20 protein-coding genes are annotated in these 19,509 nt (G+C 65.8%); 11 read left to right on the forward strand and 9 right to left on the reverse strand.

The genetic code is table 11. The annotated features are described in order from the left end of the window. Positions 1-12: 12 nt before the first annotated feature. The 7 genes from proB (at position 13) to lptG (ending at position 8,088) form a co-directional block, all read left to right on the forward strand. The gene (gene proB, locus SP5_RS06880; RefSeq protein WP_042486017.1) at positions 13-1,113 is read left to right on the forward strand and encodes a glutamate 5-kinase; all 1,101 of its coding nucleotides are present in this window, start codon (positions 13-15) and stop codon (positions 1,111-1,113) included. After that, on the forward strand, positions 1,110-2,006 hold the full coding sequence (locus tag SP5_RS06885; RefSeq protein ID WP_042486018.1) for an NAD-dependent epimerase/dehydratase family protein: 897 nt from the start codon (positions 1,110-1,112) through the stop codon (positions 2,004-2,006). The genes proB and SP5_RS06885 overlap by 4 nt, the downstream gene beginning before the upstream one ends. A gap of 71 nt (positions 2,007-2,077) precedes the next feature. Continuing rightward, positions 2,078-2,323: an acyl carrier protein gene (locus tag SP5_RS06890; protein ID WP_042486020.1), complete on the forward strand. Its 246-nt coding sequence runs from the start codon at positions 2,078-2,080 to the stop codon at positions 2,321-2,323. A 28-nt stretch (positions 2,324-2,351) separates the two neighbouring features. Next, the gene (spt, locus tag SP5_RS06895) at positions 2,352-3,614 is read left to right on the forward strand and encodes a serine palmitoyltransferase (RefSeq protein WP_042486022.1); all 1,263 of its coding nucleotides are present in this window, start codon (positions 2,352-2,354) and stop codon (positions 3,612-3,614) included. Positions 3,615-3,689: 75 nt separating this feature from the next. Further along, a complete protein-coding gene (locus SP5_RS06900) occupies positions 3,690-5,609 on the forward strand; it encodes an ATP-binding protein (protein WP_042486283.1) in 1,920 nt (639 codons plus the stop codon). Positions 5,610-5,794: 185 nt separating this feature from the next. Beyond that, complete coding sequence (lptF, locus tag SP5_RS06905) at positions 5,795-6,994, forward strand: LPS export ABC transporter permease LptF (protein ID WP_172839621.1); 1,200 nt, start codon at positions 5,795-5,797, stop codon at positions 6,992-6,994. Beyond that, the gene (gene lptG / locus SP5_RS06910) at positions 6,991-8,088 is read left to right on the forward strand and encodes an LPS export ABC transporter permease LptG (RefSeq protein WP_042486024.1); all 1,098 of its coding nucleotides are present in this window, start codon (positions 6,991-6,993) and stop codon (positions 8,086-8,088) included. The genes lptF and lptG overlap by 4 nt, the downstream gene beginning before the upstream one ends. A gap of 195 nt (positions 8,089-8,283) precedes the next feature. On the opposite strand, the gene SP5_RS06915 is transcribed toward lptG, so the two are convergent. After that, the gene (locus SP5_RS06915) at positions 8,284-9,378 is read right to left on the reverse strand and encodes a fatty acid desaturase family protein (RefSeq protein ID WP_042486026.1); all 1,095 of its coding nucleotides are present in this window, start codon (positions 9,376-9,378) and stop codon (positions 8,284-8,286) included. Between the two features lie 132 nt (positions 9,379-9,510). Between SP5_RS06915 and SP5_RS06920 the strand changes: the two genes are divergently transcribed. Then, positions 9,511-10,662, forward strand: coding sequence for a hypothetical protein (locus SP5_RS06920; RefSeq protein ID WP_042486028.1), 1,152 nt, complete (start codon positions 9,511-9,513; stop codon positions 10,660-10,662). Positions 10,663-10,712: 50 nt separating this feature from the next. On the opposite strand, the gene SP5_RS06925 is transcribed toward SP5_RS06920, so the two are convergent. Continuing rightward, complete coding sequence (locus SP5_RS06925; RefSeq protein WP_042486032.1) at positions 10,713-10,967, reverse strand: hypothetical protein; 255 nt, start codon at positions 10,965-10,967, stop codon at positions 10,713-10,715. A 20-nt stretch (positions 10,968-10,987) separates the two neighbouring features. Further along, complete coding sequence (locus SP5_RS06930; protein WP_042486035.1) at positions 10,988-11,248, reverse strand: hypothetical protein; 261 nt, start codon at positions 11,246-11,248, stop codon at positions 10,988-10,990. A 555-nt stretch (positions 11,249-11,803) separates the two neighbouring features. Between SP5_RS06930 and SP5_RS06935 the strand changes: the two genes are divergently transcribed. Both SP5_RS06935 and SP5_RS06940 read left to right on the forward strand, forming a co-directional pair. Continuing rightward, entirely contained in the window at positions 11,804-12,457 is a 654-nt protein-coding gene (locus SP5_RS06935) for a class I SAM-dependent methyltransferase (protein ID WP_245613424.1), read from the forward strand. After that, entirely contained in the window at positions 12,454-13,077 is a 624-nt protein-coding gene (locus tag SP5_RS06940) for a hypothetical protein (protein WP_042486040.1), read from the forward strand. The genes SP5_RS06935 and SP5_RS06940 overlap by 4 nt, the downstream gene beginning before the upstream one ends. A gap of 212 nt (positions 13,078-13,289) precedes the next feature. Here the strand turns inward: SP5_RS06940 and SP5_RS06945 are convergent, their stop codons facing one another. Beyond that, a complete protein-coding gene (locus SP5_RS06945; RefSeq protein WP_042486044.1) occupies positions 13,290-14,966 on the reverse strand; it encodes an aminotransferase class III-fold pyridoxal phosphate-dependent enzyme in 1,677 nt (558 codons plus the stop codon). 38 nt (positions 14,967-15,004) lie between these two features. Here SP5_RS06945 and asd point away from each other — a divergent pair, with 38 nt between their 5' ends. Next, positions 15,005-15,862 (forward strand): archaetidylserine decarboxylase, encoded by an 858-nt coding sequence (gene asd, locus SP5_RS06950; RefSeq protein ID WP_245613425.1) that lies wholly within the window; start codon positions 15,005-15,007, stop codon positions 15,860-15,862. A 35-nt stretch (positions 15,863-15,897) separates the two neighbouring features. On the opposite strand, the gene SP5_RS06955 is transcribed toward asd, so the two are convergent. The 5 genes from SP5_RS06955 to SP5_RS19050 form a co-directional block, all read right to left on the reverse strand. Then, complete coding sequence (locus SP5_RS06955) at positions 15,898-17,787, reverse strand: methyl-accepting chemotaxis protein (protein WP_042486051.1); 1,890 nt, start codon at positions 17,785-17,787, stop codon at positions 15,898-15,900. A 339-nt stretch (positions 17,788-18,126) separates the two neighbouring features. After that, the gene (locus SP5_RS06960; RefSeq protein WP_042486054.1) at positions 18,127-18,387 is read right to left on the reverse strand and encodes a hypothetical protein; all 261 of its coding nucleotides are present in this window, start codon (positions 18,385-18,387) and stop codon (positions 18,127-18,129) included. Next, positions 18,384-18,935: a glycoside hydrolase family 108 protein gene (locus SP5_RS06965; RefSeq protein ID WP_042486056.1), complete on the reverse strand. Its 552-nt coding sequence runs from the start codon at positions 18,933-18,935 to the stop codon at positions 18,384-18,386. Before SP5_RS06965 ends, SP5_RS06960 begins: the two co-directional genes overlap by 4 nt. Continuing rightward, positions 18,932-19,261, reverse strand: a complete 330-nt coding sequence (locus tag SP5_RS06970; protein ID WP_042486058.1) for a hypothetical protein — start codon at positions 19,259-19,261, stop codon at positions 18,932-18,934. The genes SP5_RS06965 and SP5_RS06970 overlap by 4 nt, the downstream gene beginning before the upstream one ends. Next, positions 19,258-19,506, reverse strand: a complete 249-nt coding sequence (locus tag SP5_RS19050) for a hypothetical protein (protein ID WP_157013614.1) — start codon at positions 19,504-19,506, stop codon at positions 19,258-19,260. Before SP5_RS19050 ends, SP5_RS06970 begins: the two co-directional genes overlap by 4 nt. Between the last annotated feature and the right edge of the window lie 3 nt (positions 19,507-19,509).

The raw sequence follows: 19,509 nt of genomic DNA on the forward strand, positions 1-19,509 counted from the left end.
CTCCACCGACCGATGATCTTCCCCCCCACCACCTGCCCCCGCCTGATCGTCAAGGTCGGCTCCGCGCTCCTCGTCACGCCCGAAGGCGAAGTCCGTCGCGACTGGCTGACCGGCCTGGTCGCCGACATCGCCATGCGGGTACGCCAGGGGCAGCAGATCGCGATCGTCTCGTCGGGCGCGATCGCCCTCGGCGCGCGTCGCCTGGGCCTGCCCAAGGGCGGCCGTGCGAGCCTGGAGGATGCGCAGGCCGCAGCCGCGACCGGCCAGATCGCGCTCAGCCAGGCCTGGGCTGAATTGCTGCACGCCGAACACCTCACCGCCGCACAGATGCTGGTCACGCTCGACGATCTGGAGGATCGCCGCCGCTACCTGAACGCCGCCGCGACGCTGAACCGGCTGCTGGGCCTGGGCGTGGTGCCGGTCATCAACGAGAATGACAGCGTGGCGACCGAGGAAATCCGCTTCGGCGACAATGACCGGCTGGCCGCAAGGGTCGGACAGGCGGCGGGCGCGAACGGTGTGCTGCTGCTCTCCGACGTGGACGGGCTGTATGACAGCAACCCGCATACCAACCCGCAAGCGCGCCATATCGAGCGGGTCGAGCGGATCGATGCGGTCCACGGCATGGCCGATGGCGGCTCCGCCTCCGGCATGGGATCGGGCGGCATGGTGTCGAAGATCGCCGCCGCGCGCATCGCGGTCAGCGCGGGTGCGCATCTCGCCATCGCATCGGGGCGGATCGAACATCCGCTGTCGACGCCTGCGCGCCACACGATCTTCGTCGCGGAAAAGAGCGCGCCCGCCCGCAAGGCATGGCTGGCGGGCGGCCTGACCGCGCGCGGCGCGATTCATGTCGATGCGGGCGCGGCCAGGGCGCTGGCCGAGGGCAACAGCCTGCTCGCGGCGGGAGCGACCGCCGTGCAGGGCCATTTCGCGCGCGGCGATCTCGTCACGATCGAGGGGCCGGGCGGCACCATCGCGCGCGGCCTCAGCGAATATGATTCGACCGAGGCGCGCGCGCTGGTCGGTACGCGTTCGGACCAGCAGGCCGGGATATTGGGCCATGCGCCGCGCGCCGCGCTGATCCATCGCAACCATCTGGCCCTGCTATGATCGTCGCCGTGACGGGAGCGACCGGCTTTGTCGGTCGCGCGGTGGTGGACCGTGCCGCCGGGTCGGGCCTCACCTTACGCGCCCTCACCCGCCGCGCCCAGCCGTCGCGCGCGGGGCTTACCTGGATCGCGGGCGCGCTCGACAAGCCGGAGAGCCTGGCCACGCTGGTCGAAGGGGCCGACGCGGTGCTGCACATTGCGGGCGTGGTGAATGCCCCCGATCGCGAGGGCTTTGTCGCGGGCAATGTCGACGGCACGCGCGCCATGGTCCAGGCAGCCAGAGCGGCGGGGATCAAGCGCTTCGTCCATGTCTCCTCGCTGTCGGCGCGCGAGCCGGCGCTGTCCGTCTATGGCTGGTCCAAGCGACAGGCCGAGGATGTCGTGATGCAAAGCGGCCTCGACTGGACCATCGTCCGGCCGAGCGGCATCTATGGCCCGCACGATACCGAGTGGCTGGACATATTCCGTACCGCCAAACTCGGCCTCGCCTTCATGCCGCCGCCGGGCAAGCTGTCGCTGATCGCGGTCGAGGATTTCGCCCGGCTGCTGACCACGCTGGTCGCGACCGATGGTCCGCGCAGCGTATTGGAGGTCGATGACGGGCAGGTCCTGACCCACGCCGAACTCGCCCAGGCCATGGGCGCGGCGGTGGGGCGGCGGGTGATGACGCTGCACCTGCCCAAGGCGCTGCTAAGCCTGGGCGCGGCAATCGACCGCAAGTTCCGGGGCAATGGCGCCAAGCTGACCCCCGACCGGGTCGGCTATCTCTGCCACCCCGACTGGACCGCCGACGCCGCCCTGCGCCCCGACCCGGCGCTGTGGGAGCCCGCCATATCGCTGGCCAAGGGGCTGGCCGACACGGCACGGTGGTATCGCGCCAACGGCTTGCTATAGCAGCGAACATACAGGCGGTCGAAAAGCCGCCGCATTTGGGTGCCACTGGGCGCCCGACTGAAAGGATCATCATGAGCGACCGCCAAGCCATTTTCGACACCGTCGCGGCCCAGATCGCGCTCTTCAACAAGAAGGGCGTGGCACTGACCGAGGCGACGACCTTCCAGGGCGACCTGGAGTGGGACAGCCTGACCGTGATGGATTTCGTCGCCGCGATCGAGGACGAATTCGAGATCATCATCACGATGAACATGCAGGCCGAGATCGAGAATGTCGGCCAGCTGGTCGACGCGGTCGAAAAGCTGAAGCAAGCCTGACCCTGAAGCGCCCGAGACGGACCCTCCCATGACCGAAGCCGCTGTCCAGCCCCACGCCCTGCCCGCCGACGCGCCCGAAATCGCGCCCGAACGCGACCTGCTCTCCAAGTTCGACGGCCTGATCGCCGAGCGGCAGAAACTGCTCGATTCCGGCGTCACCGATCCCTTCGCGATCGTGATGGAACAGGTGAAGTCGCCGACGCAGGCCGTGATCCGCGGAAAGGACACGATCCTGCTTGGCACCTACAACTATATGGGCATGACCTTCGACGCGGACGTCATCGCGGCGGGCAAGGACGCGCTGGAGAAGTTCGGCTCGGGCACGAACGGCAGCCGGATGCTCAACGGTACTTTCCACGACCATATGGACGTGGAACAGGCGCTGCGCGAATTCTACGGCACGACCGGCGCGATCGTCTTCTCGACCGGCTATATGGCGAATCTGGGCATCATCTCGACGCTGGCGGGCAAGGGGGAGTATGTCATCCTCGACGCCGACAGCCATGCGTCCATCTATGACGGCTGCCAGCAGGGCAATGCCGAGATCGTCCGCTTCCGCCACAATTCGGTCGAGGACCTCGACAAGCGACTCGGCCGCCTGCCCAAGGAGCCTGCCAAGCTGGTCGTGCTGGAGGGCGTCTATTCGATGCTGGGCGACATAGCCCCGCTGAAGGAGATGGTCGCCGTCGCCAAGAAGCACGGCGCGATGGTGCTGGTCGATGAGGCGCACTCGATGGGCTTTTTCGGCCCCAACGGGCGCGGCGTGTACGAGGCGCAGGGGCTGGAAGGCCAGGTCGATTTCGTCGTCGGCACCTTCTCCAAGTCGGTCGGCACGGTCGGCGGCTTCGTCGTGTCCAACCATCCGAAGTTCGAGGCGGTGCGCCTGGCCTGCCGTCCGTACATCTTCACCGCCTCGCTGCCGCCTTCGGTCGTGGCGACCGCCGCGACCTCGATCCGCAAGCTGATGACCGCGCATGAAAAGCGCGAGCGGCTATGGTCGAACGCGCGTGCGCTGCACGGCGGGCTGAAGGACATGGGCTTCCGCCTGGGCACCGAGGATTGCGACAGCGCGATCGTCGCGGTCATCCTGGAGGATCAGGAACAGGCGGTCATCATGTGGCAGGCGCTGCTCGACGGCGGCCTCTACGTCAACATGGCGCGGCCGCCCGCGACCCCGGCGGGCACCTATCTGCTGCGCTGCTCAATCTGCGCCGAACATACGCCCGAGCAGATCCAGACGGTGCTGGGCATGTTCCGCGCTGCGGGCCAGGCGGTCGGCGTCATTGCCTGACCCCATGGTCGGGCCGAACGCAAAGTCGGCCCGGCTTTGCAATATCCGGCCGTCGAGGATAGCGTCGCGCCCGTGATGGATCAGGAGGAGCTTGGCGGGGTCGGCCGGTGGCGGACCTTTACGCTGATCGCGATGGCGGTGGCGGGTGCGGTGACGCTGGCCATGCTCGTCATCACGCTGGGCCACGCCAATCGCGAGCGCGACCGCGCGCTGGAGCGGCAGAGCCACAGCTATGACGTGATGATCGCCGCCCGCACCCTGGCGGGCACCATCGCCCGGTCCGAGGCGTCGCTGGGCCGCTATGTCATCTCGGGCGACCGCAAGCTGGGCCAGCTCTACCAGGACGAATGGACGACGGCGGGGGTGCAGCTCAACCGGCTGGACCGGATGATCGAGGACCGGCGGCAGCAACGCCTGATGGACCAGCTTCGCCAAGCTTACGGCGCGCGCGGTCGTGAATTGTCGACGATCGCGCTGTCCACCACCTATCACCTCAATCGTCAGGCCTATGGCCTTTATTATCAGGCCCGCCAGGCCGAGGCCCTGCTGAAGATCAACGATCTGCTCGCCCGGCTGACCGATGGCGAGCGGGTGCTGCTGCAACAGCGCACCGAAGCCGCCGAGGAGACGATCCAGCATTCCAACCGGATTGCGGGCGGGCTGGTGGTGTTCGGCATCGTGCTGGTGCTGGGCGGCATCGCGCTGGCCTGGATCATCGTCGGCGCGGTCAGCGAGCGGGCGAAGGCCCATGCCGAAGCACGCGCCGAACGCGCTCGGGCCGAGGAATTGGCCAGCGCGGTCGAGGTGGCCACCGAAGAACTGAAGGTTCAGGAGGCCAAGCTGCGTCAGGCGCAGAAGATGGACGCGCTGGGCCAGCTGACCGGCGGGATCGCGCATGACTTCAACAACATGCTGGCGGTCGTGCTGGGCGGGCTGGAACTGGCGCGCCGGACCGGATCGCCGGATGACATGGCGCGCCATCTGGAAAGCGCGACCGAGGGCGCGCACCGCGCCGCCGCGCTGACCCGCCGCCTGCTGATGTTCAGCCGTGAGGAGGCGCTGGCCCCCGAAACGCTCGTCCCGCGCCGCCTGGTCGAGGGGATGCGCGACCTGCTCGACCGGACGCTGGGCGACGGGGTGAAGGTGACGATCCAGGACTGGACGACCGGCTGGACGCTGTTCGGCGATCGCACCCAGATGGAGAATGCGATCCTGAACCTGGCGGTCAACGCCCGCGACGCGATGGACGGACGCGGCGAGCTGACCATCCGCACCGCCGAGATGAGGATGGGGCCGCATGCCCTGCCGCGCGGCGAGGCGGGTGATTATGTCGTGCTGTCGGTCGCCGACACCGGCGAGGGAATGACGCCCGAGGTGATCGAACGCGTGTTCGAGCCGTTCTTCACCACCAAGCCCGCGGGCAAGGGCACCGGACTGGGCCTCAGCCAGATTTTCGGGCTGGTCGGCCAGATGGGCGGCGACGTGACCATCCAGAGTGCGCCGGGCAAGGGCACGACGGTCAATCTCTATCTGCCCCGCCACTCCGCCCCCGCCCCGGCCCTGCCGGTCGAGGCCACACCTGACGTCGCCAGGACGGAGGTCGAAGCCAACGACGCGCTGCGCATCCTGCTGGTCGAGGACGATCCCCGCGTGCTGGCCGCCACGATGAGCGCGCTTCAGGAACTGGGCCATGACCCGATCCCCTGCAACGACCCGCGCGAGGCCGAAGGGCTGCTGGCGCGGCATCCGGGCATCCGGCTGATCGTGTCCGACGTGCTGATGCCGCACCTGACCGGACCCGAGTTGATCGCCACGATCCGCCCGAGCCATCCCGATCTGGCGGTGCTGTTCGTCACCGGCTTTGCGGGCGATGCACAGGCGACGGGGTTCGAGGGGCATGAGGTCTTGCGCAAGCCGTTCACGCTGGCCGGGCTGGAACGCGCGGTGGCGGCGGCGTTGAAACGGGCGGACGGGCCGGTCTGCGCGGCGGCTTGAGGGGGTGTGGGGCGTGGCCTTCGACTTCGCTCAGGCCGAACGGCTGTTGTAAAAGGGCGCTCCCTCGCTCCGTTCAGCCTGAGCGAAGTCGAAGGCCAGGGGAATCCTTCACAAACAAGGGGTGACGCGCCCTGCCCGCCCCCGTATAGCCATGGCCGTTTTATCGCGCGAGTGATGTCCCCGGCATGAAATCTATCGATCGCTACATGGCCCGGTTGATCGCGTTGCCGCTGTTCGCGACGCTGCTCATCTCGGCGATGCTGCTGGTGCTCGATCGCATCCGCCGCCTGTTCGAATTCGTCGCGACGGAGGGCGGGCCGATCAGCGTGGTGTGGCGGATGCTCGCCAATCTGCTGCCCGAATATCTGGGGCTGGGCATCCCGATCGGGTTGATGCTGGGCATCCTGCTCGCCTTTCGCCGCCTCGCCACCTCGTCCGAGCTGGACGTGATGCGCGGCGTCGGCATGAGCTATACCCGGTTGCTGCGCGTGCCGTACATGTACGCGATCGTGCTGGCGGCGCTGAACCTGGCGATCGTCGGCTATATTCAGCCGGTTGCCCGCTATTATTACGAAGGCCTGCGCTACGAACTGCGCACCGGCGCGCTGGGCGCGTCGATCAAGGTCGGCGAGTTCACCCATCTGGGCGACCGCATGACCCTGCGCATCGAGGAAAGCCGCGAGAATGGCCGCGACCTGTCGGGCATCTTCGTCCACGCCAACACGTCGAAGGGCGACTGGATCGGCGTGACGGCGGCGCGCGGGCGCTTCCTGGCGACCGACGATCCCAACGTCATCATCTTCCGCCTGACCAACGGCACGCTGATCCACAACCGGCCCGAGTTCAAGGCACCGCGCGTGCTGACCTTCTCCAGCCACGACCTGCCGATCGACCTGCCCAAGTTCGACAATTTCCGCCAGCGCGGCGGCCGCGACCTGGAGTTCACCCTGCCCGAACTGGCCCGCCACGGTCAGGAGGCGCAGAGTGCGGAGGCGCGCGCGGGCAGCCGGTCCGAATTCCACTTCCGCGTGGTCGAGGTGGTGACGATGTTCCTCCTGCCCCTTCTCGCCGTATCGCTGGGCATTCCGCCGAAGCGATCGACCTCGGCGCTGGGCGTATTCCTGTCGATCGTGATGCTCGTCACCTATTTCAAGGTGAACCAATATGCCGCCGATATCGGTGCGCTGGGGCGGGTGAACCCGATCCTGGCGCTATGGGGGCCGTTCGCGGTGTTCGCGGGGCTGGTCCTGTGGATGTATTATGTCACCGCCTATGTGCCCGGCGGCCAGCCCATCGGCGCACTGGAGCGCGGGGTGGCCAAGCTCGCCAAGGCGATCGGCCGCTGGATACCCGGCCGCCGCCGTAAAAAGGCCTATACGGCATGAGCCTGTCCAACATTTTCCCGTCGAAGACGATCGCCATCTACATGGCGAAGATGTTCCTGGTGCGCACCTTCGCCATCCTGTTCGCGGTGGCGCTGGTGCTCCAGACGCTCGACGTGCTGAGCGAGTCGGGCGCGGTATTGGCCGCGCCGGGGAACGGACAGGCGCAGGTCTGGCGCTACGTCTCGCTTCGCCTGCCGCAGATCGTGTCGTTCCTGCTGCCCTTCTCGGTGCTGCTCGGCACGATCCTGACCTTCTTCACGATGAACCAGAATTCGGAGGTCATCGCGCTGAAGGCGGCGGGCATGTCGGCGCATCAGGTGCTGGCCCCCCTGCTGATCGCCAGCGCGGGCGTGGCGGCGTTCAGCTTCGCCTTCAACGACCGCATCGTGCCGCGCGCCAGCGCGACGCTATCGGCCTGGCAGAAGGTGCAATATGGTCCCCTGCCCATCGACAGCGGCGACCGCGCCAATGTGTGGGTGCGCGATGGCGACGACCTGATCTCGGTCGACCTGATCCAGGGGCGCGGGCCTAAGACCCAGCTGGGCGGCGTGACGCTGTACGATCGCGCGGGCGGCAGCCTTCAGGCCATCGTCCGTGCGCCGCGCGGGATCCGTTCGGGTGATGGCTGGCAGATCGGCCCGGCGACGCGCTTCGAGGTGAAGTCGGGCAAGCTGACCAACTACCCCTCGCTGATCGTTGGCCACGGCGTGACGCCCGAGCAGTTGACGCTGGCCAGCGTCAGCGCCGACAATCTGTCCTTCGGCGCGCTGTCGAGCGCGATCACCGATCTGCAGGAGGCCGGACGGCCGACCAAGTCGCTGGAGGGGTCGCTCTGGCACAAGCTGTCGGCGCCGATGTCGGCGATGCTGATGCCGCTCTTGGGCGCGGTCGCCGCCTTCGGCATCGCGCGGTCGGGCAAGCTGTTCGTGCGTGCCGTGATCGGCATGGCGCTCGGCTTTGCTTATTTCGTGGCCGACAATTTCTCGATGGCGATGGGCGATCTGGGGGCCTACCCGCCCTTCCTCGCGGCCTGGGCGCCGATCCTGCTGTTCTTCCTGATTGGCGAGGCCGTGCTGTTCCGGACGGAAGAGTGAGGGGCGGTTAGCCCTGCCCTTCCCCCCGTTCGCACTGAGCGAAGTCGAAGTGCACGGGCAAGCATGGCGGCTGGGCAGCGGTTTTCCCTTGGCCTTCGACTTCGCTCAGGCTGAACGGAGGGAGATAAGCCCCAACACCCGTTCACGCTGAGCGAAGTCGAAGCGCTCGCCCGCCCCTCGCCCGGCAGGGGAAAATCACTTCCCCCGACGGATCGAACTCAGGCCGATCTTCGCGACCAGCCCCGGCAGGCCCTTATAGCTCGCCTTGTGATAGGGTGACTCCGGGGTCAGCGCCGCGCTGATCCGGCGGTGCGCCTCGCCTAGCGCGTGATAGGGCAGCGACGGCAACAGGTGGTGCAGCGCGTGATAGCGCAAGCCGACCGGCGCCCAGAGCCCCGGCAGCAAAGCGGGCGGCGGCACGTTGACCGAGTCCAGATACTGCGCGGTGACGGTCATCTGCTCGCCCTCATTCTCCCAGAGATGGGCGACCAGCGTGCGGACCTGGTTCAGTACGGCGACCGCCGAGCCGATCGCGAAACCGATCGCGAAGCCGCGCACCGGGATCACGCCCGTCGCCACCAGCGCGATCAGCGTGATCGCCCAGATCGAGGCCGCCGCATCGGTGCGGTTGAAGCGGACCAACGCCTCGCCCTCGGGCATGCGGCGACGGAACTGCGGGTTGATCGCCAGCGCCGAATAACGCTCGACCACGATCTTGCGCAGGCCGGGGATGACCCAGGACAGCGGCGACAGGATGGCAAAGCGGATCAACAGGCCCAGCGGCGCCAGCGCCGACACCAGGATGAACACCGGCAGAGTCCACAGCTTCATCAGCGCCAGCGGCAGATATTCGGGATCGTCCGCCGTGCCGTAGCGCGTCTTGGCATGGTGCAGGTTATGCACCCCCTCATACATGAAGGCGGGCGTCAGCAGCGGCACCCCGACCAGCGCGTTCCAGCCTTCGCGGAAACGCGGCAGCGCGGAATGCTTCATATGGCTGACTTCGTGGATGAACAGCAGCGCGCGATAGAGCGCCAGCACCGCCACAACCGACGCGACGACGATCACGCCCGTCGACGATGCCATGACCGCCACCGCCAGCGCCGCGTAACCGATCAGCGCGCTGCCCACCATGTCGGCCCAGTACAGGCCGGGACGCGGTGCGATCAGGTCGCGGGTCAGCTCGGCTGCGGCGCGCAGCATCGCCTTGTCGTCCGCAATCGGGACACGCACGGCAGGGGCCGCTGCAACGGCCTGCGCACTCCGTTCAAAAGAAAGCGTCGATTCCATAGCTCTATCCTTTGCCCCCACATAGTGGCGACACGGTGGCATTCCCACGTCCAGCGATGACGGAATCCTCACTCGCTATGATCGACGCGGACGGTTAGGAACGATGGCAAAATCATTGCCGGACCGCATCCCATGACCGTTTCCATCCGCCCCATCTCGTCGAAGTCGGATCGCAAGGCGTTCGTCGACTTCCCCTTCCGCCTCTACGCCGACGATCCCCACTGGGTTCCGCCGCTGAAGGGTGAGGCGCTGGGCCTCATCACGCCGGAGAAGAATGGCTGGTACAGCCATGCCAAGGCGCAGCTTTTCCTCGCGGAAGAGGATGGCAAGGTCGTCGGGCGCATCTCGGCGCATCTCGACACGCTGGCGCTGGAGATGGACCCGTCCAAGGGCTTCGGTCCGGGCGTCGGCTTCTGGGGCCTGATGGATGCGGTGAACCAGGACGTGTTCCAGGCGCTGCTCGCCGCCGCCGAGGGCTGGCTGCGCGACCAAGGTATGACCCGTGCGATCGGCCCCGTCTCGCAATCGGTCTGGGAAGAGCCGGGCCTGCTGGTCCAGGGGTTCGACCAGGACCCGACGATCATGATGGGCCATGCCCGCCCCGAATATCAGGGCTGGATCGAGGGCGCGGGCTACGGCGTCGTCAAGCAGCTCTTCACCTATGAGCTGGATATCACGCAGGAATTCCCGCCGATCGTCCAGCGCATCATCAAGTCGGGCGAGAAGAACGAGCGCATCCGCATCCGCGAGGTGAACAAGGCCAGGTTCGAGGAGGAGGCCGCGATCATCCTGAGCATCCTGAACGATGCCTGGTCGGATAACTGGGGCTTCATCCCCCTCACCCCGCCCGAGATCAAGGATGTCGGCGTCAAGCTGAAGCCCATCGTGTTCAACGACCTGATCCGCATCGCCGAGCTGGACGGCAAGCCGGTGGCGTTCATGATCACGCTCCCCGACCTGAACGAGGCGATCAAGCCGCTGAACGGCAGCCTGTTGCCCTTCGGCTGGGCCAAGCTGCTGCTATGGCTGCGCGCGCCCAAGGTGCGGACGATGCGCGTGCCGCTGATGGGTGTGGTCAAGGAGCTTCAGGCGTCGCGCATGGCGGGCCAGCTCGCCTTCATGATGATCGAATATATCCGCCAGGCCTCGGTCACGAAATATGGCGCGTCGCGCGGCGAGATCGGCTGGGTCCTCGACGACAATCAGGGGATGCGCTCGATCGCCGAGACCATCAACAGCGACGTCAACAAGATCTACAACGTCTATTCGCGCGATCTGGTCTGATCGCACCGGGTGGGGCCGTCCGCAAAAGAGGCGGCCCCTTATCCCGTACTTCATTTGTTGCGGCCGAGATAGTCGAGCGGGTCGACGCCGCGCCACATCCATTGTTTGCGGGTCAGGCAGACCTTGCCGCGCATGATATGGTCCTCCTGGACATTCAGGAAGCAATAGCGGGTCGGCTTGGCGGCGGCCGTCGGCGCGGTCGGCAGGGCGGCGGTTTCGACGGCGGGGGCGGCGGGTTTGGCCGCTTCTTCGCGCGGTGACGGCGCGGACAGGACAGCGGCGGCGAGCAGGGCGAACATCATCATCGGTCTCCGTTTTTCAGGGCTCAGCGACGCGCGATGCGGCCGGTGGGGATCTGGCCGTCCATCGCGATCCAGTCCTCGGCGGTGCGGCAGACCTTGACCGGCAGGTGCGAGCCGGTGATCTGCGCGACGACGCAGTAGCGCGTCGCCTTGGACGGCATGACCGAGGGCGCCCCGCCGCTGGTCGTCACGGCGACCGTGTTAAGCGTGATGGGGGCAGCCTCGACGGTCTCACGGGCCGGAGCGGCGGAAAGGGTCGATGCGATCAGCAGTGTCAGCAACATGGTGGTAACTCCCTTTATGCCGGATCACCCCGGCATGTGAGTTACTGCATTAGTCATGCCATACACATGATTCATTGCTTTTCAATGAGTTAGAGATTTTCAACATAGTGCAGAACGCCAAAGCGTAGGAAAATTTGCCATAGAAATGGCGAAACCCACCAGCGGTTATCGCGTGCCGGAAAAATCAGGCGGACCCATGACGCCATGACCGTGCAAGAAAGCCGCTATCGCTGACGGCGGATCGCTCCACCGGCGCACGCAGCCGAGTCGCGACACCTCACGAAATCCGAACATCAAAAGTATAGAAGACCATCACCCCCGCAATCCGCGTCGGGTGGAAAGTTTAGAATGGTCATACGCCACCTATTTGACGGACCCTCGACCTTATCATTTACCTATCACATGCGACATATTCATGCATGGATGATGACATATTCGTTGCGCTATTGCGATATTCTCGCAAGCCATGACTGGTTTGTCGTGAAACTGTCACCGCCTGCTGCGAACAGGGATCGCATCGTCGTTCAACGGGATGCCCCTTCGATGGCAACGCAGATGAGTACCGCCAGCGTCACCAAGGCCTATGACCGCTGGTCGCCTGTCTATGATCTGGTCTTCGGCCCCGTCTTTAGGAAAGGCCGCTCCGCTGCCATCGTCGCCGCCGAACGCATCGGCGGCCGCATCATCGAGGTGGGGGTCGGCACCGGCATCTCGCTGCCTCAATATTCGCGCAACAATCGCATCGTCGGCGTCGACCTGTCCGAGCCGATGCTCGACAAGGCGCGCGAGCGGGTGAAGCGCGGCAACCTCTCCCATGTCGAGCAGATCGCCTATGGCGATGCCGAGGCGCTGCAATTCGCCGACAACAGTTTCGACGTGGTGGTCGCGCAGTACGTCATCACCGCCGTGCCCAACCCCGAAAAGGCGCTGGACGAGTTCGCCCGCATCTGTCGCCCCGGTGGCGAGATCGTGATCGCGACGCGCGTGGGCGCGGGCGACGGTCTGCGCGGGTGGATCGAAAAGACGCTGATGCCGATCACCAGCCGCCTGGGGTTCCGTACCGACTTCCCGTTCGAGCGTTACACCGACTGGGCGGCGACGCGCGGCGATGTGGAGCTGGTCGAAAGCCGCCCCCTGCCCCCGCTCGGCCATTTCTCGCTGGTCCGCTTCGCCAAGCGCCAGCCTTCCCTCCAAGGACAAGTCCAATGACGGGTTTCCGCGCGCAGCTCGCCGAACAGCGGTGGGACGATCATCGTTATTATCATCACAGCCTGGTCAATCAGAGCCTGCACTTCGTCAGCGCCTGTACCTTCCTGACCGCCTATGTGCTGCTGTTCATCGACCCGGCGGTGGCCAGCCTGCTCGCCTGGGGCGTGGCGATGACCAGCCGCCAGGCCGGGCATTTCTTCTTCGAGCCCAAGGGCTATGATCATGTGAACAAGGCGACGCATGATCATAAGGAAGAGATCAAGGTCGGCTACAACCTGGCGCGCAAATATGTGCTGATGGGCATATGGGCCGCGATCCCGGTTGTGCTGCTGGTTCAGCCTACGCTGTTCGGCACCCTCGAATATCCCGACGGCTTCATGGGCTATCTGCGCCATGTCGGCATCGGCTGGCTCGGCCTGGGCGTCAGCGCGATCGTCGTGCGGGTGATGCAGCTGTGGGCGCAACGCGATCTGGAGACCGGCCTCGTCTGGGCGACGAAGATCGTCACCGACCCGTTCAACGACTTCAAGATGTACAAGAGCGCACCGCGCCGCCTGATGAAGGGCGAGCGGATGGATCATCACGATGTCGATGATTTCGAGGACCTGAAAGCGGCGTAACGCGCGACTTTCGGTTCGACGGACAAGGCGGCGGTTCGACAAGGACCACCGCCCCGTTTTTATGTTCGAACGTCTCGTCTGGCCGCTCCCCTCCCGCAAGCGGGAGGGGATGGGGGAGGGCAAGCCGCAGGCCAAAGGCTCGGTGAGACACCCTGCCCTCCCCCCGCCCCCCTCCCGCCTGCGGGAGGGGGAGCAGTGAGAGCGGAAGAGGCCTACCCTCCCCGCCCCAACCGCACCGCCAGCGACTCCTTCAGTATCCGCCGCCGGATCGCCTTGTTCGCCGCCTTCAACTCCTGCGGTGCCTCCGGCGAGGTCCACCACCAGCCATCGTCACGCATCTGTTGTCCCGCTGCAACGAAGCGGTCGCAAATCTCGGCGAACAGGGTGTCGTCGATATCGAGGCTGAAGATCAGCCGCCCGGTCCCGACCCAGCTCAACGCCAAGCCGTGCGCCCGGAGATAATATTGCAGCATCCAGTGATAGGGCGAGGCGACCGAATAGAGGATGGTCCAGATCGTCTGGACATGCGCGGCCGACAGCGGCAGCCCGGCCTCCGCCATCCGCGCATTGAACATCGCCGCGCGGGCGTTCCAGCGTTCGTCCAGCCCGTCATACAGCACCGCCACCTCGGGTGTGTCGAGCCGCCGCAGGAAAGCGTTCATCGCCCCCATCACCATGGGGTGCGAATTGAAGGTCCCGCGCGCGAAGCAGATGTCGACCGGCCGATCCTCGCGCCAGCGCTTCATCAGATTGGCGGGACCACACAGCACGCCGACCGGCAGGCCGCCGCCCAGCGTCTTGCCATAGGTGATGAGGTCGGGCTTCACCCCGAAATACTCCGGCATTCCCCCCTTCGCCAGGCGGAAGCCCATGAACACCTCGTCGAAGATCAGGACGATGCCGTTGGCGCGGCAGGTCGCGGCCAGCCGATGCAGCCAGTCGCGATAGGCGACCAGATCCGCCCCCGCCTTGCGCCCGCCATCGACCAGCTGGCCGTCCGAGGGGGCCGAGCCATTGGGGTGCATCGCCTGGAGCGGATTGACCAGCACGCAGGCGATATCCTTGCGCGTCGCCAGCACCTTCAGCGTCCGCTCGGACATGTCGGCCAGCGTCAGCGTGCGGTCGGCGGGAACCGGGTTGCCGATGCCGGGCTGCACATCGCCCCACCAGCCATGATAGGCCCCCGCGAAGCGCACCAGGCGCGGCCTGCGGGTGTGATAGCGCGCCAGCCGCACCGCCTGCATCACCGCCTCGGTGCCCGACATGTGGAAGGACACCTCGTCCATCCCCGACAATTCGGTCAGGCGGTGCACATTGTCGGCGACGACCGGGTGGAAGGACCCCAGCACCCCGCCCAGATCGGCGACCATCGCCGCCCCCTCGGCCATGGTCTGCTTGTAGAAGTCGTTGCCGAACAGGTTGACGCCGTAGGAACCGGTCAGGTCGATCAGCCGGTTGCCGTCCAGATCGACCAGGATCGGCCCCTCGGAGCGCTGATAGAAGGCACCGGTGGCCAGCGTGGTGCGCACCTTCTCGCGAAACTGGAAGGGCACGCGATACGCGCCGGTGAATTGCAGATCGGACAGACCCGGGCGCGTCTCGCGGGTCAGCGCCAGCGTCTGCGCGAAACGCTCGGCGAACAGCGCGCCCAGCCGCTCGAACCCGGCACGGCGCTGCGCGGCGACCGGATCCGGCGCATCGTCGACTCGGAAGAAGCGATCCTCGCCATAGCTGTAGAAGGGAATCTGCCCGGCGATCCGCTTGGCCATGCGGACATGGCCGCCCAGCCCCGGATGCTTGGCGCGCGACAGGGTCAGCCGCCGATGCCCTTTCGTCAGGGCGACGGCACCGGCGGAAGCGGCCAGCAGGCCAGTGAGAATCGGGTTCATGCGGCCTTTGACCGCGTGCCCATGACGGAGGCATGACAATGCGCGGACCCATCATGCGGTTCTTCCTGAACGAGGATATCAATTTCCTCGTCACCAACCGCCTGCCGCGCCGCTTCGCGACGAAACTGGTCGGGCGGCTTGCCCGGATCGAGCATCCGCTGATCGCCGGACCGAGCCTGGCGCTGTGGAAATTCTTCGCGGGCGTCGACCTGTCCGATGCGCGCACGACCCGGTTCAAGTCCCTGCGCGACGGATTCGTCCGTTCCTTGCGCGACGGCGCGCGTGCGTTCGACAGCGACCCCGATACCATCGCCTCGCCCTGCGACGCGATCGTGGGTGCGCATGGCCGCATCGAGGGCGACCGGCTCTATCAGGTGAAGGGCTTCCCCTACAGGTTGGGCGACCTGATCCCCGATCCCGGGCTGGTCGAGCGTTTCCGCGACGGGTCCTTCCTGACCTTGCGGCTGACGGCGGGCATGTATCATCGTTTCCATGCGCCGACGGATATCGTGGTGGAGGGCGTGACCTATCTGTCGGGCGACTGCTGGAACGTGAACCCGATCGCGCTGAAGCGGGTCGAGCGCCTGTTCTGTCGCAACGAACGCGCGGTGATCGAGGCGCGCACCCTGGTGTCGGGACATCCGCTGCTGATCGTGCCGGTCGCCGCGATCCTGGTCGCGAGCATCCGCCTGCACTGCCTGGACACGGTCGCGACACTCCGCGACCATGGCCCCGGCCGCACCGCCTGTTCCGCCCGCCTCGGCAAGGGCGAGGAGATGGGCTGGTTCGAGCATGGCTCGACCATCATCCTGTTCCTGCCCAGGGGGATGAAACTGGCGGAGCCGCTGGTCGAGGGGGATGCGATCCGCGCCGGGACGATCGTCGGGCGGCTGTGACGAACGGGCTTTGCCTCATCCCCCGTTGAGAGGGTTCAGAACTCCGACCAGTCGCCGTCATCGACCGCAACCGCGGCGGCGGCGGCACCGGACGTGCGGGCGACGCGCGGGGCGGCGGCGGTGATCCGGGGAGTCGCCTGCGCCACCCGGGCCTGGAGCTGGTGGACCGGCGAGTGATGGACCACCGGCGCGGGGGTCCGCGTGACCATGCCGCCGTCGATCAGGCGGAAGCGGGCCACCTCACGGGTCATGTTGCCGGTTTCCTCCGACAGGCTGCGCGCGGCGGCGGTCGCCTGTTCGACCATCGCGGCATTCTGCTGGGTGACCCCGTCCATCTCGGCGACGGCGGTGTTGACCTGCTGCAGGCCCGTCGCCTGCTGCGCCGCGGCCGAGGCGATGTCGGAGACGAGCGCGTTGATCTCGCCGATCCGGCCGGTGATGCGGGTCAGGGCATTGCCCGCCTGCGCGACCAGCTGCACCCCGGCATCGACCTGCTGGGTCGAGGCGGTGATCCGCTCCTTCACGTCCTTGGCCGCATCGGCCGAACGCTGCGCCAGCGCACGCACTTCGGAGGCGACCACCGCAAAGCCCTTGCCCGCATCCCCGGCGCGCGCGGCCTCGACACCGGCGTTCAGCGCCAGCAAATTGGTCTGGAAGGCGATGCCGTCGATCACCGCGATGATCTCGCTGATCTCGTGCGACGAGCGTTCGATACCGTGCATCGCCTCGACGGCCTTGCGCACCACATCGGTCGACTGGTCGGCATCGGTGCGGGTTTCGGTGACCGCCTGATTGGCGCGCTTGGCATTTTCCGCCGTTTCGCGAACCGTCTCGGTGATCTCGTGCATCGCCGCGGCGGTTTCCTCCAGGCTGGCCGCCTGCTGCTCGGTGCGGTGCGACAGGTCGTCCGACGCCTCGCGGATATCGGCGGCGCCGTTGGTGATCCCTTGTGCGCTGGCGTTCACCGCGGCCAGCGTGGCGGAGACCGAGTCCATCGCATGGTTGAAGTCCTGCTTCAGCTTTTCGAACGGGCCGGTCAGGTCCGCGTCGATCCGCCTGGTCAGGTCGCCCTGCGCCAGCGCGTCGAGGCCGCTGCCGATGCTGCTGACGATCAGGCTGGTCTGTTCGGCCTTGGCGCGCTCCGCCCCTGCGAGCTGGTCGCGGAACGCAACCATCGCCTCGGCCAGCTGGCCCACTTCGTCGCGGCGCGGTTCGACCTCCAGCCTGGTGTTCAGGTCACCCGCCGCCAGCTTCCGCATCGCGGCGGTCATCGCCGCCAGTGGATTGGCGATGCCCCGGATCAGGATCATCAGCAGATAGGCGGTCAGGGCGAGCACCAGCACCGAAATGGCGATCGAGGCGTTGCGCGACCAGATATAATCCTGATTCGCCTCTTTCATCTCCTTGTCCATCAGGCCGACCTGAATGTCGGTCATGACGGAGGCGTCCTTGTTCGCCGTATCGAAGATACGCTTGCTCGCCCGAAAACTGGCCAGCGCCTCGGCATTCAGATTCTGGCGGCCGAGATCGACCGTCTTGCGTGACTGTTGCTCGAACTCGTTCCAATGGTCACGGAAGGTACGGAATTGTTCGATGGCCCGGGGCGACGACAGGGTCCGATCGAGAAAGGCTTCGTTCTTGGCGATCGTCTGCGACCGTTCCTGCAAGTCCCGATAGGCGGCGTTGATCTGATCGGGTTCGGGCGAGAGCACGACTGTCGCCTCATAGATGCGGTAGTCGGACGTCGCCGTGTTGATCAGCGACATGGCGACCAGCTTGTCGCGCCGGACACGTCCCAGATTTTCCGCCACGCTGTTCAGATGCTGCTGGCTCATGATGGACAGCACCATCGTGACAACCAGGGCGGCGGCGAGGATGCCGAACGCCACGAACAATTTGCCGCTGATCTTCAGATTTTTCATCATGCACCACCCGGAATATGGGGCGGTTATGGCATCGACCTCTTAAGATCGCGTTTCATGTCTCGATTGTCATTTGACTTATAAAAAAGATCGTTGCGCAATCGTCATGATTGTTCATCTGCGGCACCGATGCTGCCCGCATCTCGCATGGTGACCCCGACTGGATTCGAACCAGTGGCCCTCAGATTAGGAAAGTTGCAACATTTCTTATTTTACAGATACTTAAAGAATCAAGACATTCCGATTTTGGCGCATTTTAGGCTTTTCGTCGGAATGCCCGTTAAAACAGGGCAGCGCACAGACGGGCCGCGACCGCCAGATTCTGACCGCGATAAATATCCATCAATTGGGGTCCTTTTGATTCGGCGAGCCGCGCTGGTCCATCGCCTTCTGCGCCAATTCGGCACCGGCCTTGGTGGCCGATGTCCACATGCCGATCACCGCCATGAAGGATGCACCGACCACGCCGGAGGCTAGCGCGACGAAGAGCTGGGATTTTTCCAGCGCCGGAAAAAGCGCGAGCAGGGTCAGGACATAGACGAGCAATGCAGTCACGATGATGACGAGCCAGCCGCGCTCGCTGGGCCACTGAAAGCCGCTCATGCCGCCTGTCCGATCCGCTCCGACAGCCAGCCGAAAAGGAACGCTTCGTTCGCCGGGCGATCCTCGGTCAACTTGATATAGCGCTCGCCTTGCAGCGCCTCCAGCGCCCGCAGCATGACCAGCTCCGCCCGATCACCCCGCTTGGCCAGGTAAAGCCGCAGCGCATAGATCGTCATCGCGCCGATCTGCCCATCGACCTTGATATCCGGATAGTCGACCGCCCCGCGATTCAGTGCGTTGAGGGCGCGCTGGAGAAAGGTCGACGCGACGCCGACGCCCATGTTGATGCCGGTATCGAACAGCTCGGCCGCGATGACCGGCGCATAGGCCGCGACTTGGTCGAACGACGGCCGCGTCCAATAGATCGCACGATAGATCGCCTCCGCGCGCTGACGCGGAAAGACCCTCATGTCGCCGGTATAGCCATTGGCCCGCCCCACCTGCTCGGTGATGCCGAACCGCGTCGGCCCGCCACGATCGGCCGGATGGTTGCTGTAATCCCCCTCGCGTGCGATCACCTCGTCGATCAGTTGGTCGATCGTCTTCATCTCACACCTCCTGTTTCCAGCCGCCCGAGACGTTCCTCGATGCGATTGAGCCGTTCCTTCATCTCGCGACGATCATCCGCCGTGACCTGTTGCCGCTCGTCGATCCGCGCGACCGTCTTCGTCAGATCGGACAGCGTCGCGGCCATCCAGCTGCACATGCCGACGATCAGCGCGGTCAGGACTGCACCACCGATGCCAGCGATCCATTTGAGGTGAGGCGGCATTTCGGCTTTCGGTGGATTGGCACGGACATATTCTTCGATCGCGGCCCGCGCGACCGTCTCGGCGATAATGCGCGCCTGAACCGCATTTGCCGTGTCCGTCACGGCTGTTCGCCACTGCCGCCCGGCGCGGCGATCGCGATCTTGATCGACGATCCCAGCGTCAGCATTGATGCCAAGTCGCTGTCCGACAGAACCGGGCCGATCATGATATGTCCGCTGCGGCTAAGAGGCGGTACGTTGACGTTCAGATAAGCAACGACCCCAGATACTTGGCGAGATTGCCCAGCCTCGTCTTTTTCATTTTCAATCACCGGGTCGACCCGGCCTACCTGCGCTATCACTTCCATACT

The sequence above is a fragment of the Sphingomonas parapaucimobilis NBRC 15100 genome (genome assembly GCF_000787715.1).
In the GTDB taxonomy this organism is placed as follows: Bacteria; Pseudomonadota; Alphaproteobacteria; order Sphingomonadales; family Sphingomonadaceae; genus Sphingomonas; species Sphingomonas parapaucimobilis.

Bases quoted from the DNA above. Each gene is read 5' to 3' on its own strand.
- SP5_RS06935 (WP_245613424.1), top strand. From the start codon at position 11,804: ATGAGTACCGCCAGCGTCACCAAGGCCTATGACCGCTGGTCGCCTGTC.
- SP5_RS06900 (WP_042486283.1), top strand. From the start codon at position 3,690: ATGGATCAGGAGGAGCTTGGCGGGGTCGGCCGGTGGCGGACCTTTACG.
- SP5_RS06930 (WP_042486035.1), bottom strand. From the start codon at position 11,248: ATGTTGCTGACACTGCTGATCGCATCGACCCTTTCCGCCGCTCCGGCC.
- SP5_RS06945 (WP_042486044.1), bottom strand. From the start codon at position 14,966: ATGAACCCGATTCTCACTGGCCTGCTGGCCGCTTCCGCCGGTGCCGTC.
- SP5_RS06890 (WP_042486020.1), top strand. From the start codon at position 2,078: ATGAGCGACCGCCAAGCCATTTTCGACACCGTCGCGGCCCAGATCGCG.
- SP5_RS06915 (WP_042486026.1), bottom strand. From the start codon at position 9,378: ATGGAATCGACGCTTTCTTTTGAACGGAGTGCGCAGGCCGTTGCAGCG.
- SP5_RS06940 (WP_042486040.1), top strand. From the start codon at position 12,454: ATGACGGGTTTCCGCGCGCAGCTCGCCGAACAGCGGTGGGACGATCAT.
- lptG (WP_042486024.1), top strand. From the start codon at position 6,991: ATGAGCCTGTCCAACATTTTCCCGTCGAAGACGATCGCCATCTACATG.
- lptF (WP_172839621.1), top strand. From the start codon at position 5,795: ATGAAATCTATCGATCGCTACATGGCCCGGTTGATCGCGTTGCCGCTG.
- asd (WP_245613425.1), top strand. From the start codon at position 15,005: ATGCGCGGACCCATCATGCGGTTCTTCCTGAACGAGGATATCAATTTC.
- SP5_RS06960 (WP_042486054.1), bottom strand. From the start codon at position 18,387: ATGAGCGGCTTTCAGTGGCCCAGCGAGCGCGGCTGGCTCGTCATCATC.
- SP5_RS06965 (WP_042486056.1), bottom strand. From the start codon at position 18,935: ATGAAGACGATCGACCAACTGATCGACGAGGTGATCGCACGCGAGGGG.
- SP5_RS06920 (WP_042486028.1), top strand. From the start codon at position 9,511: ATGACCGTTTCCATCCGCCCCATCTCGTCGAAGTCGGATCGCAAGGCG.
- proB (WP_042486017.1), top strand. From the start codon at position 13: ATGATCTTCCCCCCCACCACCTGCCCCCGCCTGATCGTCAAGGTCGGC.
- spt (WP_042486022.1), top strand. From the start codon at position 2,352: ATGACCGAAGCCGCTGTCCAGCCCCACGCCCTGCCCGCCGACGCGCCC.
- SP5_RS19050 (WP_157013614.1), bottom strand. From the start codon at position 19,506: ATGGAAGTGATAGCGCAGGTAGGCCGGGTCGACCCGGTGATTGAAAAT.
- SP5_RS06885 (WP_042486018.1), top strand. From the start codon at position 1,110: ATGATCGTCGCCGTGACGGGAGCGACCGGCTTTGTCGGTCGCGCGGTG.
- SP5_RS06925 (WP_042486032.1), bottom strand. From the start codon at position 10,967: ATGATGATGTTCGCCCTGCTCGCCGCCGCTGTCCTGTCCGCGCCGTCA.
- SP5_RS06955 (WP_042486051.1), bottom strand. From the start codon at position 17,787: ATGATGAAAAATCTGAAGATCAGCGGCAAATTGTTCGTGGCGTTCGGC.